The 14063-nt window shown below is 39.7% G+C and carries 12 protein-coding genes and 2 pseudogenes; 11 read left to right on the forward strand and 3 right to left on the reverse strand.

All coding sequences use genetic code 11. From position 1 onward, the window contains the following. Positions 1–13: 13 nt before the first annotated feature. Together AAZO_RS32220 and prfB are read right to left on the reverse strand one after the other, a co-directional pair. Positions 14–169 carry a DUF3285 domain-containing protein gene (locus AAZO_RS32220; RefSeq protein ID WP_013193124.1) on the reverse strand — a complete coding sequence of 52 codons (156 nt, stop codon included), beginning with the start codon at positions 167–169 and terminating at the stop codon, positions 14–16. A gap of 165 nt (positions 170–334) precedes the next feature. Next, a protein-coding gene (gene prfB / locus AAZO_RS23795) for a peptide chain release factor 2 (RefSeq protein ID WP_144031368.1) occupies positions 335–1457 on the reverse strand; the annotation gives its coding sequence in 2 pieces (ribosomal slippage) (positions 335–1384 and positions 1386–1457; 1122 coding nt in all). Between the two features lie 131 nt (positions 1458–1588). Between prfB and AAZO_RS40140 the strand changes: the two genes are divergently transcribed. From AAZO_RS40140 to AAZO_RS23830, 11 genes and pseudogenes are all read left to right on the forward strand, one after another. Next, entirely contained in the window at positions 1589–1846 is a 258-nt protein-coding gene (locus AAZO_RS40140; RefSeq protein ID WP_228371391.1) for a hypothetical protein, read from the forward strand. 320 nt (positions 1847–2166) lie between these two features. Next, positions 2167–2319, forward strand: a complete 153-nt coding sequence (locus AAZO_RS40145) for a hypothetical protein (RefSeq protein ID WP_228371392.1) — start codon at positions 2167–2169, stop codon at positions 2317–2319. A gap of 140 nt (positions 2320–2459) precedes the next feature. Further along, positions 2460–2708, forward strand: a complete 249-nt coding sequence (locus AAZO_RS40150) for a hypothetical protein (protein WP_228371393.1) — start codon at positions 2460–2462, stop codon at positions 2706–2708. A gap of 114 nt (positions 2709–2822) precedes the next feature. Next, a complete protein-coding gene (miaB, locus tag AAZO_RS23805; protein ID WP_013193125.1) occupies positions 2823–4184 on the forward strand; it encodes a tRNA (N6-isopentenyl adenosine(37)-C2)-methylthiotransferase MiaB in 1362 nt (453 codons plus the stop codon). Positions 4185–4364: 180 nt separating this feature from the next. Further along, a complete protein-coding gene (gene aspS / locus AAZO_RS23810; protein WP_041643705.1) occupies positions 4365–6152 on the forward strand; it encodes an aspartate--tRNA ligase in 1788 nt (595 codons plus the stop codon). 719 nt (positions 6153–6871) lie between these two features. Beyond that, positions 6872–7144 carry a TOMM precursor leader peptide-binding protein gene (locus AAZO_RS41840; protein WP_266887094.1) on the forward strand — a complete coding sequence of 91 codons (273 nt, stop codon included), beginning with the start codon at positions 6872–6874 and terminating at the stop codon, positions 7142–7144. A gap of 167 nt (positions 7145–7311) precedes the next feature. Further along, entirely contained in the window at positions 7312–7530 is a 219-nt protein-coding gene (locus AAZO_RS41845) for a hypothetical protein (RefSeq protein ID WP_266887097.1), read from the forward strand. Positions 7531–7624: 94 nt separating this feature from the next. Next, positions 7625–8454 (forward strand): annotated as a pseudogene (locus AAZO_RS40160) (YcaO-like family protein). Beyond that, entirely contained in the window at positions 8355–8672 is a 318-nt protein-coding gene (locus tag AAZO_RS41850; protein ID WP_266887100.1) for a YcaO-like family protein, read from the forward strand. Before AAZO_RS40160 ends, AAZO_RS41850 begins: the two are co-directional and overlap by 100 nt. A 1504-nt stretch (positions 8673–10176) precedes the next feature. Further along, positions 10177–10503, forward strand: coding sequence for a hypothetical protein (locus AAZO_RS23825; protein WP_041642035.1), 327 nt, complete (start codon positions 10177–10179; stop codon positions 10501–10503). A gap of 709 nt (positions 10504–11212) precedes the next feature. Continuing rightward, positions 11213–12253: pseudogene (locus AAZO_RS23830) on the forward strand (AAA-like domain-containing protein). A gap of 402 nt (positions 12254–12655) precedes the next feature. Here AAZO_RS23830 and aroA read toward each other — a convergent pair. After that, complete coding sequence (aroA, locus tag AAZO_RS23835) at positions 12656–14005, reverse strand: 3-phosphoshikimate 1-carboxyvinyltransferase (RefSeq protein WP_013193129.1); 1350 nt, start codon at positions 14003–14005, stop codon at positions 12656–12658. Between the last annotated feature and the right edge of the window lie 58 nt (positions 14006–14063).

Here is a 14063-nt window from a genome sequence, read left to right on the forward strand (position 1 = left end):
AAAATCTCCTCAGTTAGCGAGTTAGGTAAGCAAGACCGACGAGCATAGCTAATAGCCCTACTGCAGTTAGTCCAAAATGTTTGAGGGATGTTCCACCCTTCCTCACCATGTTTCGCATGGCAAGTTTCACATAGCTGGGCTTAGGTTCGGTTGAAGGAGAATTGCTCATAATTTTTTCACAATAATCTCTATTTATAACTTTAACAGGTATTTTTAGTGAAAATCGATCATGTATAGTTTACGAAATGGCGTGCTATTAGATACCCGACTCGTTGAATAAATCGGGTATCTTCCTCTTATTGAGGATGTATGTGTTTTTACCAACCACCAACAATTATCCAGAATTACTGTCTACTAATTGATTTTCTTGCCTTAGATAGGCTTGGATGAAAGCATCAATTTCGCCGTTCATGATATCCGTAATGGCAGTTGTTTCCGTATTAGTACGCAAGTCCTTAACCATCTGGTAAGGATGAAACACATAGTTACGAATTTGGTTTCCCCAGGAAGCTTCCACCATATCACCACGAATTTCAGCAATTTCTTGGGCGCGTTGTTCTTGGGCTATGACCAACAGCTTGGCCTTGAGACGAGCCAGGGCCTTTTCTTTGTTTTGTAGCTGAGAACGTTCTTCTGTACAACGCACAGCCAGTCCAGTGGGTAAGTGAACTATCCGTACTGCTGTTTCTACTTTATTGACATTTTGCCCACCTTTACCACCAGAACGAGTTGTGGTAATTTCCAAATCCTTCTCTGGAATTTCCAACTTGACGGTGTTGTCTATTTGTGGCATTATTTCGACCCCAGCAAAACTGGTTTGACGCTTACCGTTAGCGTTGAAGGGGGAAATTCTGACTAAGCGATGAGTACCAGTTTCGGAACGCAAGTAGCCATAGGCATAACGACCAGTAATTTCTAGGGTGGCTGATTTAATTCCGGCTTCGTCACCTTCTGACTCTTCTGCTAATGTCACCTTGTAACCGTGCGTTTCAGCCCAACGGGTATACATCCGCATCAGCATAAATGCCCAGTCTTGAGCATCTGTACCACCTGCACCTGCGTTAATGGTTAAAACTGCCCCTTGAGAGTCGTATGGGCCAGAAAGTAACTGTTGTAATTCCCACTGGTCAAGTTCACGATTAAGCTTGATAATGGTAGATTCCGCTTCTTGCAGGAGTGATTCGTCGGTTTCTAACTCTAGTAGCTCAATGACTGCTCTGGTATCTTCTAAGTTGGTGTGCCACTGATAATATTGTTCGAGGTGGGATTTAAGATCGTTTAGTTCTTGAAGTGTTTGTTGTGCTTGGGTTTGGTCGTCCCAAAATTCTGGTTGGGCTGATACTTGTTCTAAATCGTGAATTTTGGCTTTGAGTGCAGGTACGTCAAAGATAGTCCTGGGTTTTACCCAGGCGGCCAGACAACGTTTCGATTTCGTGTTTGAGTTCTAGGACTTCCATTTTATTTACTCAAGTTTATAGTTTTTGACTACTGTTTACTGTGCACTGATTTGAGCAGATCACTGTTTGATTTTATTGGTATTTTTAATTTTAGCTGTAGTTGGGCAAATTATCGAATGTAAGTAATTGATATGATCAATTTAGACCAAATCACTGTTATTGTACCTACTTTACCCCCTGCTATTGATGGAGTAGGAGACTATGGGCTAAATTTAGATGAACAAATGCGTCAAGATTTTAGTGTAATTACTGAGTTGTTGATTGGGGATGCAAATTGGTCTGGACAAGATTTCATAGAAGGATTTCCTGTTAAGCAGGTAGGGAATCAGTCCCAGACTGATTTGTTAGAATCATTTTCGTTAGAATCATTACTTTATGATCAGAATTGAGAACAAACTGTACTGTTGCATGATGTTGGTTATGGTTATGCAAGGAGAGGTTGTCCGGTTTCGTTGGTGGCTGGTTTATAAAAGTTGTGAAAAGGGGCAAATAATCGCCGTTTCGTGAGTGACTATGTTCCATGGAATTTATGCTTTTGGGGCGATTTGGACTAGTCAGTTTTAGACATCACCACTACAAAGAAATTTAGCAGCGCGTTTGGTAATACAGTGATCGCTGTATTACCAGGAAACAAGGATATGCTGAGATTATTAGTAACTTCAGCAAAGGAAAACACTCTGATATTCCCGCTTTACCAGTTTTTTCTAATGTGGGTGAACCAGAATATCTCACCCCGTTATCAGAACGTTCTCGGTGTTTAGTAGTATTTAGTGGTGGTGGATCCCGTTCTCGGGTTTATCAAAAATCGCAATTAGCATTACAGCGGACTTGTGATGAATTGGAAATTGAGGAAATATATTAGATATTCGATCTCCTCTGGATTTTAAAATTTTCCCAATTAATAATATTCCCGTTACTTGCTTAGGAATTAAGTCCGCTTCAGAAATCAGCAGTATATTATCAACTTCCCTGGTCAGCTTTTTTAATTACCCGTTGGAATATTTGACAAAATCAACAATATTTGCTGCTTACTGCGCTCACAAATTTTTGCCTATAGGTATATGGTATGAAGGACAAAACTTAGACGGTTTGGTAGCAGGAAAAAATTACTGGTTGGGAGACAGGTATCAACAGAAAATGAATATATCAGATGGAGACATAGTAGCGGATAATGCTTATAAGTGGTATGAAAAGCATAATTTATCAGCGCAAGCTCATACTTTTATGAAGTACATCTGCTTTCAGCAATAATCTCAAATCTGTTCCAATTTCCCTTTTCTGTGTTACAAGCCTACATAAGTAATAGGTTTCGATAGAATGGTGAATAGACTTAAAATAGATGATACTGATTCAGCGTAATTCCCCATGACCATGAACCGCCGCTACCACATTACTACCTTTGGTTGCCAAATGAATAAAGCCGATTCAGAGCGCATGGCTGGCATATTAGAGAAAATGGGCTTTGAATGGTCAGAAGATCCCAATGATGCAAATGTGATTCTCTATAATACTTGTACAATTCGGGAGAATGCGGAGCAGAAAGTTTATTCTTACTTGGGTAGACAAGCAAAACGTAAACATGAACGGCCTGATTTAACTTTAGTCGTTGCTGGTTGTGTTGCCCAACAAGAAGGTGAGGCACTATTGCGGCGTGTGCCAGAATTAGATTTGGTGATGGGTCCTCAACACGCTAACCGCCTCGAAGATTTGCTGGAGTCTGTTTTTGATGGGAACCAAGTTGTGGCGACTGAGGAAGTGCATATTCTAGAAGATATCACCCAACCGCGTCGGGATAGTCAGGTGACAGCTTGGGTAAATGTGATTTATGGTTGTAATGAGCGTTGTACTTATTGTGTAGTTCCCAACGTGCGTGGTGTGGAACAATCTCGGACACCGACAGCTATTCGCGCCGAAATGGAAGAATTAGGCAGAAAGGGTTATAAGGAAGTTACTCTGTTGGGTCAAAATATTGATGCTTATGGCAGAGATTTACCAGGAACAACTCCTGAAGGTCGTCATCTGCATACCTTGACAGATTTACTTTATTATGTTCATGATGTGCCTGGTATTGAAAGGCTCAGGTTTGCTACTAGCCATCCCCGTTATTTTACAGAAAGATTAATCAAAGCCTGTGCAGAGTTGCCAAAGGTGTGCGAACATTTCCATATTCCCTTCCAATCTGGGGATAATCAGATATTAAAGGGGATGTCACGGGGTTATACCCATGAGAAATATCGGCGAATTATTGATACTATTCGTCGTTATATGCCGGATGCGTCCATTAGTGGTGATGCAATTGTTGGTTTTCCGGGGGAGAGAGAGGAACAGTTTGAAAATACTCTGAAATTAGTGGATGATATTGGTTTTGATTTGTTAAATACCGCTGCTTATTCACCCCGTCCGGGAACACCTGCGGCTTTGTGGGATAATCAATTGAGTGAAGAAGTGAAGAGTGAGCGCTTGCAAAGATTAAATCATTTAGTTAACGTCAAAGCAGCAGAGCGATCACAACGTTATTTTGGACGAGTCGAAGAAGTCCTAGTAGAAGACCAAAACACCAAAGATAACACACAGGTGATGGGACGCACAGGCGGAAACCGTCTGACCTTCTTCACAGGCGATATTAACGAACTCAAAGGGCAAATAGTCAAGGTGAAAATTACCGAAGTTCGCCCCTTTAGCTTGACTGGTGAACCTATAGGAGTACGGGAAGCGGTAACGATATGAGGGCATGGGGCATTGGGCATTGGGAAAAATTCTATCCTGCCTTCTGCCTCCTGCCTCCTGACTCCTAAAAAGATGATTTTTCTTGACCCAAAATGACTAGAATTAGTATTGATGCTGGATAATGGGAAAGCCTTGACATTTATTCACCCATCTAGCCCAGAAAAAAACGAACTAATCACTATGCGAACTCACTATTGCGGCGAACTCCGAAAAGAGCATATTGGAGAAACTGTTACCTTGTACGGTTGGGTAGACCGTCGCCGCGATCATGGGGGCGTGATATTCTTAGATTTACGCGATCGCTCAGGCATTGTTCAAATCGTCAGCGATCCTCAACGCACCCGAGAATCCTACGAAGCAGCCAACGCCATACGCAATGAATACGTTGTAGAAATTACTGGTAGAGTAACCCAACGTCCCGCAGAATCCCTGAATCCCCGCATCCCTACCGGTGAATTAGAAATATACGCCGATAAAATTGAACTCCTCAACGCTGTTCGCAAACAGTTACCTTTTCAGGTTTCCACCGCAGACATAGAAACAGTGCGGGAAGACTTGCGGTTAAAATATCGTTATTTAGACTTGCGAAGGGAACGCATGGCGCAGAATATGCAACTGCGTCACCAAGTCGTCAAAGCAATGCGTCGCTACTTGGAAGATACCGAAGGTTTCATCGAAATCGAAACACCAGTTCTCACCCGTTCCACCCCAGAAGGTGCACGAGATTATATCCTTCCCAGTCGCGTTAATGAAGGTGAATGGTTTGCCTTACCTCAATCACCACAACTATTTAAGCAAATATTGATGGTATCGGGCATGGATAGATACTATCAAATTGCGCGATGTTTCCGCGATGAGGACTTACGTGCAGACAGACAACCAGAGTTTACACAATTAGACATGGAAATGAGTTTCATGTCTGAAAATGAAATTATTGAACTCAACGAAAAATTAGTTTGTCACATTTTCAAAACAGTAAGAGAAATTGATTTACCTCATCCTTTTCCTCGTCTCACCTATAAAGAAGCGATGGATAAATATGGAAGTGATAAACCTGATACCCGCTACGGTTTGCAATTAGTTGATGTTTCCGATGTTTTAAAAGATTCTCGGTTCAAAGTTTTTAACGATGCTATTTCCAAAGGCGGTATAGTTAAAATTCTTCCCATTCCCAACGGTAACGATGTAATTTCTAATGTTCGCATTAAACCCGGTGGAGACATTTTCAGAGAAGCAGCAGAAGCTGGTGCGAAGGGTTTAGCTTATATTCGCATTCGGGAAAATGGAGAAATTGACACTATTGGGGCAATTAAAGATAATTTAACACCAGAACAAAAAGAGGAAATTATCACCCGCACAGGTGCAAAAGCAGGTCATTTATTATTGTTTGCAGCTGCTGATACTGGTACTGTAAATAAAACTTTAGATAGAATTCGCCAATTTGTAGCTAGAGAATTTAATTTAATTCCACCAGATAAAATTAACTTCCTCTGGATTACAGAATTTCCAATGTTTGAATGGAATGCTGAGCAAAAAGGGTTGGAAGCATTACACCACCCATTTACAGCACCCCATCCTGATGATTTGCAAGACTTAAAAACCGCCCGCGCTCAAGCTTATGATTTGGTATTTAATGGGTTTGAAGTTGGTGGTGGAAGTCTGCGAATTTATAAGCGAGAAATTCAAGAACAAGTGTTTGAAGCTATTGGTTTATCAACAGAAGAAGCACAAAACAAATTTGGATTTTTGTTAGAAGCTTTTGAATATGGTACACCTCCTCATGGTGGCATTGCTTACGGTGTAGATCGTTTGGTAATGTTGTTAGCAGAGGAAGAATCAATTCGTGATGTCATTGCTTTCCCGAAGACTCAACAAGCACGTTGTTTATTAACAGATGCACCTTCAGCTGTGGATACCAAGCAGTTGAAAGAACTGCACGTTGCTTCGACTTTTAAACCAAAACTTTAAGTAATTAAAACTAATTAAAACTTTTGTTATTCCCTCTCCTAAATTTTAGTAGGGGGTTTATTCTTGGTAGAAAAATGATTTATTTACCCAGACACGCAGAGGTACAGAGAAAAATGCAAGAGTATGGTTAAGGCTAATCATGTAACCTCTGTACTTTCTATTCCAGTGACAGTGTGTTCAACCAATCAAACGTCTATTCATCAATTTTCGTCAGTTCATTCAACAACAAAAAAGATGATCAATAAACCGAACTTCAAACCTGCTTACTCCGTTGAGATTATAGAACCAGAGCAAGTATTTTCTTATCCGAGAGAGAAACACCTTATTTAAGCGCTCGCCTTTCTTGTCGCATAGCTTCTTTACTACAAGAACACGATTATACCGTTGATGAAATTATTAACATCATTCAACTAGAACTACTGTCAGAACAAAAACCTAATCAAGAAACCAGCGACTTTTTCCAAAGTATGATCAATCTCAGCATCCAGACCCAGTATGCCCTATTCCAAATGGAACAAAAAGGCTATTTGCTAGAACAAGATGACTCACTACCCTCCCACTTAACCATCTTCTGTCATCATATCGATATCACTCCCATAGTAGCTGCTTAACGACTGCAATCAGCCAAAGTTGCAGTCAAAGTCATTGGTTCTTTTCCTACCGAAGACTTCATCACCATCCTTTAATCCCTACATATTCAAGTAGCTGATACAGCAGATTTGAGAGTAGTCTTAACTGACGATTACCTACACCCTCAACTAGAAGAATTTAATCAACAAGCATTAAAGTCTCAATCTCCCTGGATGTTAGTCAATCCTCTTGGCACAAAAATATGGATAGGCCCTCTATTTCATCCCAAAAAAACTGGATGTTGGGAATGCCTTGCACACCGCTTAGGAGATAATCGACCCGTTGAAAGGTTTATTCAAAAGTATAAAAATATTTCCAACCCTATTTCTTCTCCTCTAGGATTGCTAGCTTCCACAGTGTAAACAGCATTAGGAATGGTTGCTACAGAAGTTTTTAAGTGGATTATCCAAAACGGAAATCAACAATTAGAAGGAACTTTATTAACCTATGATGCCCTTACCTTCCATACCCAAATCATATCCTCGTCAAGCGTCCCCAATGTCGCAGTTGTGGAGAGAAGACCAATGAATTGAATAACAAACCCTTACCAATTGTTTTAGGACACCGGAAGAAAAACTTTACCGCAGAGGGAGGACACCGTTATTGTTCACCCCAAGAAACTTTCAGAAAATATCAACATCATATTAGTCCCATTACAGGTAATGTTCGAGAACTGCAAAAAATATCAAGTCATGGGTTAAAGCATACCTACATAGCCAAGCAACCATCATTTTCTCAGCATCTTTGACGATTTAGACAGCTGAAGCCAAAATCTTGGAGGTAGAAGTGCAGGAAAAGGTAGGACTGATAGCCAAGCCAGAGCTAGCGGTTTCTGTGAAGCCATTGAAAGGTATTCTGGGGTATTTCAGGGAGATGAAATCAGACACAAAAGCAGTTACCAACAGATGGGGGACAAAGCAATTCACCCCAATACCTGTATGAACTTCAGCCCACAGCAATACCAGAATCGAGAACAATGGAATACCGAGTCTAACGGTTGGTTCCAAAAAGTCCCAGAACCCTTTGATATAGAAAGAGAAATAGACTGGACACCAGTTGGTCTTTAACCCACCAAGAATTCAAGTATCTGCTAACAGCTTACTGCTATTATGGCTATTTCCCATCCCACGCACCAGACTGTTGGGCAGAGTCCAATGGATGTGCCGCAGGTAATACCCTCGAAGGAGCTATTCTCCAAGGATTTATGGAAATAGTTGAGTGGGACTGTATACCATTGTGGTGGTATAATAGATTGCCACAATCCCAAGTAGATTTAGGGAGTTTCAATGAGTGTTATTTCTAAAACCTCAAAGAATATTACCAAAACCTTAACAGAGACTTGTGGGTATTAGATATTACTAGGGACCTGAATATTGCCGCTGTCGCTGCTATTAGTCCCCACAGAGATCGAGAAGCAGAAGATATTATTTTAGGATATGGTGTCTATTTCGACCCGAAAATTGCTATTAGTCGAGCTTTAACCGAAGTTAACCAAATTCTATCTAATGTTCTCAGGGCTACAGAGGATGATAACACTCAATATCCCCCATCTGCCGATTCCCTAGCTCTAGAATGGTGGAAATCTACGACTGTAGCAAATCAACCTTATCTGATTCCAGATCACCAGATCATCAGAGTGTCCCGAAAGTCTGTGCAGATTATCCCCACATAGCCAGTGATGATCTTCTCAAAGAGATTAGGCTTTGTCAACAAATCGTTGAGCAAAATGGTTTGGAAATGCTAGTTCTAGATCAGACTCCTCCTGATATCGGACTGAGAGTAGCTAAGGTAATTGTGCCAGGAATGCGACATATGTGGAAACGCTTAGGTACAGGACGGCTTTATTATACTCCTGTCAAAATGGGTTGGTTGAAAGAGTCTCTGACTTAAGACCAGTTGAAGCCGTATCCGGTGTGGATCTAATTTAACCTGAGTTCAATATTATAACAAGCCACAAAGTTAGTCTTCGAGATCAGCTTTACCTCGGAGGCTTTTTGCATCTGCTATACCTGAATTTAACTGAACTTAACTGAACTTAATTTTTTAATATTCCTGATTATAACTCAACTCTTGAGTTGAAAAACCAAAGATACTATAGCAGTTCCGTTTTAGTTCTGAACTGAATCCTGGAAGCTAATCCTAAAGTTGATTCACATTTCATTTAAAATTGCTGTATTAGTACCAGGACAGAATTAATTACATGTTAATTTTTATCAATTCTTTGCTATACAAAGACTTCAGCCCAGATTTTGTATGATTAATTAATTTTGTCCACTTACTTCAATAATCTCAGTCAAAAACCAAGATTCATGATTTTGCCCAATAGTAATGCGTGGCAGAGAATTGCTTTGGGTCTTTTGATGGGAGGACAAGCATATCGTAAGATGGGAGAGGGTGAAAAATCTAAAACCAAACAACTAAGATAATAGTTCCATATATCTATGTAACATCAGGGTGATTCATGTAGTTGTCATAAGCAACTACCTAATAATAATTTTGTTTTCTGTATCACTTGCTAGAATTTATAAGACCATGATAAAGAACACAAAGTTCAGTCTTCTTTATGAAGATTGGAATAAGTTTATGTTGAGTAAATTCAACCATAACATAAATGAGCGACTGCTAGACGCTAATAATTTATTAGTATTAGGTGCAGCAAAATCTAGTTCCAAATCTACCATGACTCTTTTACAGAGCATGAATAAAAAAATGTCTCAGATAATTGCCAAATCATGAATTCCTGGAGGAGAAGAGATTAGAAAGGTCTTACTAAGTGGAGATTCCGACCAGATAAACAAACTTTTTGAAGATAACGGTGTAGCGATCGCCGAAATTATAGGAAAAGTGAATATTGTGGTTGAGTGGAATGACTTTGTTGGAAAATTACAATAAACAACCAATGGTAAATGGAATTTAGTAGTAGCATATCCTCTACATCTCTCTGATTTTAACCTCACAAATGACCAGATTCAGGCATCGGTTGATGATAATGATGAGCAACATATTACTCCTACTGCTCCATATATTACCGCTACTTTCTAAGCTCAAAACATATTTACATCATGCATGCTGAAGGAGTGGTAAAAATCTATCACAACCAGACTATACAAGCTTTCTTAAGGAAAAACTTTCAAGAATACAGATCAATCTCTGAGTTGATTGATTAAATTTTCAATAAGCTCAACTTAGTTGACTGTATTCACTTTTCTAAAACTCTTTCATATATATACTGTTACCTCGTACAGTCTAATTATCACTCCTACAGCTATTTTAACAATAGAATCAACTTTGACAATTTACTCAACAAAATTAATTACATATTTGCTCTTCAGTAGGTATTTGTTAACTGTATACTTCAGTAGTTTCAAAGTAATATATATAGCAGAATCTCTTTATGTTGAATGGATATAAAATTATTGACGCAGATACCCATACTATTGAACCAGTTGACATCTGGAGAAAGTATCCAAATCCCTCATTTCAAGAGTTTGCACCTTCACCAGACTTAAAAATTAAAGGTGAAAATTTTTATCATAAAATCCCTAATCGATTTAGTAACAAAGTATCTTTAGTCAATAACTTGGATTCAGGATTTCAAGTCAGAGCAATACAGCAAATGGGTATTGACTTATCATTAGACCTCTTGCAGAATTGTTTCTGTCGTATGATAGAGAGTTGTAGATTTTATGTATTTTTGTTTGGTGTTCTTTGCGCTCGCTAATTTAAACATAACCCTGTAACTCTAATTTTTCGCTAAAACAAAGAAAACCCCCACCATAACATAAAATTAATTCTACAAGAGGTCTATTGAATTACAAGTATTTAATCTACAAGATAGCCAGCCTTTAGTCAAGGGATTGATAGGAAAAATTAGCACCCCGGAAGCAATTTTAAAAGAAGTTATATATTGGACTAATGGACAACATTTTCCAACTCAAAAACTGTGTTGGTTAATAGTTAATTCTTACAATGAGAATACAGAATTTTGTCCTCCTCAAGAGTATGAGTAATCGTAGTGGGTGGAGCGAACTAGAGAGAATATAATTATCAAGAATTGGGAAAGTCAGGATGAACCAGAGCATTTAAGGATGATTCGCGAGCCCTTGCTTCGCAATACTCCAAAAAGCACACAATTATTGCAGCTATATAAGCGAATTATACTAGAGCGAAAAATCCCTGCTTACAATTCCCCTGAGTACCTAGAATTGCGTTTGTCGGGACTTGTGGCACAACACCAAGGAAGTTTAACGGTTAAGAACCCAATCTATGGGAAAGTCTTTAGTTTAGATTGGGTAAATGACAATTTGACAAGGCAAATGTCTAATTACCAGATAGTTACCACTAATTCGGAGTTAAATAGGCTCAAAGACATCTCAGCAACCCTATCTTCATCCCATATTAGCCCCTATCCTCCTGGGGCTATAGAAAATATGGACAGTTACCTCAATTCTCCCTGTTATCCAAGCGGTGCAGTTCCTCTCGATTCTCCTTTCTACATTGAACGAACTACGGTGGAAATACAAGTTTATGAAGAAATTAAAAAAGCCGGGTCTTTAGTGCGAACTAAAGCATCTAGGGAAATGGGTAAAACCTCTTTACTACTGAGAATTTTAAATTATTTCACTCACCAAGGCTACCGTACTGTTAGCTTAAATTTAGAACAAATTGATGACGTAATTTTGGACGATTTGAATCGCTTTTTGCGCTGGCTGTGTGCAAATATTACTCGTGAACTTCAGTTTGAATCAAAGTTAGAAGACTATTGGGATGAAGATATCGGCAGCAAAATTAGTTGTTCTCCTTATTTTTGCAACCATATCTTAAAGCAAATTGATACTCCACTAGTTTTAGCGTTCGATGAAGTCAATTATATTTTTGAACATCCTCATGTGGCAAAAGATGTTTTACCTTTGTTTCGTTCTTGGTATGAAGAAGGTAAGAGAGAACGAATTTGGCAAAAGTTAAGGTCGATTATAGTCCACTGAACTAAAATTTATGTCCCTCTTCAATTAAAACAATCGCCATTTAATGTAGGATTGCCAATAGAGTTAAGCAGTTTTAATCTAGAGCAGGCACAGCAGTTAGCTCAACGCTATGGACTCAAATGGACTGATTACCAGGAAGCTGGAGAATTGATGGCGATGCTGGAAGGACATCCAGCGTTAACACATACGGCTATTTATCATCTTAGTCGTGGGCAAATTAACTTTGCTCAATTTCTGAATACAGTAGCTACATCGAGTGGAATTTATTCTTCTCATTTGCAATGTCATCAAGCAACATTGTAAGAAGACGCTGAATTAGCAAAAGCGTTAGATAGTGTCATCAATGCTCAAGAACTAAAATCATTAGATTCGATCATGATTTATATACTGAGTACTATGGGGTTGATTAAACAGTTAAAAGATAAAGTAATACCAAGCTGTGAATTATATCGGCAGTATTTTGCATCCAGAAACAGAAAATTATAATATATAAGGAAACAGGGGAAAATCAAAAATCCCCTGTGAGCTTTGTCGGGGAATTAAAAATTAAAAATTCAAGATCATTGGGGCGTGCTGAAAAAGTTCTTAGTGGCGATTAGGAGTCAGAAGGAAGAAGGAAGAAGGAAGAACAGGAGGATTTAGAATCATATAGAATCTGAAAAAGTGTTTGAGTTTTCATAGTATCAAGGCGGATTTCCTGTATCTTATCAACCTTAAATAGCCCTTCAACTATTGATTTATCCAGGTTTTCCATTTATATGCCTTAACGCCACGCTACGCTATCAGCAAGCCCTAATTCAGTGGTGGCTTGCAATCATGAGTGGCATAGGGGAGTTTAAAATCCCCCCTCCTAGAAAGCTCTCTGCACAAGAGCCTCTTCGATCACCTTTAACGACAAACTTCTACTAAAGTGTTGGTAAAATTGGGATAAGAAATAGCTGCTGCTTCTGCACGGTGAATAGTAGTAGTTCCACTAGCATTAAGAGCAGCGATCGCTAAACTCATAGCTATCCGATGATCTGTATAACTGTCTACCTCAGCACCCATCAAAGGAGTACCACCAGTAATCTCCATTCCATCAGGTAATTGCGTCACTTTTGCTCCCATTTGATTGAGTTGTTGTGCCATCACAGTAATGCGATCGCTCTCTTTGACTCGCAACTCTGCTGCATCTCGAATAATGGTTGTCCCTTGGGCAAAAGCCGCAGCTACCGCCAAAATGGGAATTTCATCAATTAATCTGGGTATAATATCCCCTGCAATGGTACAACTTTTTAACTGACTAGAACACACCCGCAAATCTGCGACCGGTTCCCCAGCAACTTCTCGCTGATTTTCCAGTTCAATATCTGCTCCCATCATTGATAAAGCTTCTAAAACTCCGGTGCGGGTGGGATTCACACCGACATTTTCCACAACCAAATCAGAACCGGGAACAATAGCCCCTGCAACTAACCAAAAAGCGGCTGAACTAATATCTCCGGGAACAATCACTTTTTGACCGTAGAGTTTAGCATTACCAGTCACGGTAACACTATTGGTTTCTGGGTCTATACTCAATTCTGCCCCAAAAGCTCGTAACATCCGTTCACTGTGATCCCTTGATAAAGCGGGTTCGGTGAAGGTAGTTTGACCTTCGGTGTTTAAACCTGCAAGCAAAATACAGGATTTCACTTGCGCCGAAGCGATAGGAGAATGATAATGAATAGGTTTGAGGGCTTGTCCTTGAATTGCTAAGGGTGCTAACGAGTTACCTTTGCGTCCCCAAATTTCTGCTGCCATTTGTTGTAAAGGTTTGACAACACGGGACATAGGACGCGCTCGCAACGAATCATCACCTGTAACTGTAAAGAATCGCCCTGGATGGGAAGCTAAAAGGCCTAACATCAATCTGATGGTTGTACCAGAGTTACCTGCGTTCAACACATTAAAAGGTTCTTGAAAATTCCCCAGTCCAATCCCTTTTACCCGCACAAATTCCGTATTTAATTCAGAAATTTCCGCACCAAGCACCCGGAAACAGTTAGCAGTGCTGCGGGGGTCTTCACCTAAAAGCAGTCCTTGAATCTGAGTTTCACCTTCAGCGATCGCAGCCAACATCAAAGCCCGATGGGAAATAGATTTATCCCCAGGAACTCTGATGCGACCCTGTAGAGACAGACCAGCAGGGGGTCGCTGAATAATTAAGTTATGAGAAGCGTTTTCTTGAGTTTCTAAAATTATAACAGCAGCCGACATTAGGATACACTGGCTTTTGAATAGATTTGAAATCTCTCAGTGACTTCTTAAGCTGCCA

This window comes from 'Nostoc azollae' 0708, from assembly GCF_000196515.1.
GTDB classification, from domain to species: Bacteria; Cyanobacteriota; Cyanobacteriia; order Cyanobacteriales; family Nostocaceae; genus Trichormus_B; species Trichormus_B azollae.

Excerpts from the sequence above, each read along its gene's own strand:
- AAZO_RS32220 (WP_013193124.1), bottom strand. The coding sequence starts at position 169 with ATGAGCAATTCTCCTTCAACCGAACCTAAGCCCAGCTATGTGAAACTT.
- AAZO_RS40140 (WP_228371391.1), top strand. The coding sequence starts at position 1,589 with ATGATCAATTTAGACCAAATCACTGTTATTGTACCTACTTTACCCCCT.
- miaB (WP_013193125.1), top strand. The coding sequence starts at position 2,823 with ATGACCATGAACCGCCGCTACCACATTACTACCTTTGGTTGCCAAATG.
- aspS (WP_041643705.1), top strand. The coding sequence starts at position 4,365 with ATGCGAACTCACTATTGCGGCGAACTCCGAAAAGAGCATATTGGAGAA.
- AAZO_RS41850 (WP_266887100.1), top strand. The coding sequence starts at position 8,355 with ATGGTGGAAATCTACGACTGTAGCAAATCAACCTTATCTGATTCCAGA.
- AAZO_RS23825 (WP_041642035.1), top strand. The coding sequence starts at position 10,177 with ATGTTGAATGGATATAAAATTATTGACGCAGATACCCATACTATTGAA.
- aroA (WP_013193129.1), bottom strand. The coding sequence starts at position 14,005 with ATGTCGGCTGCTGTTATAATTTTAGAAACTCAAGAAAACGCTTCTCAT.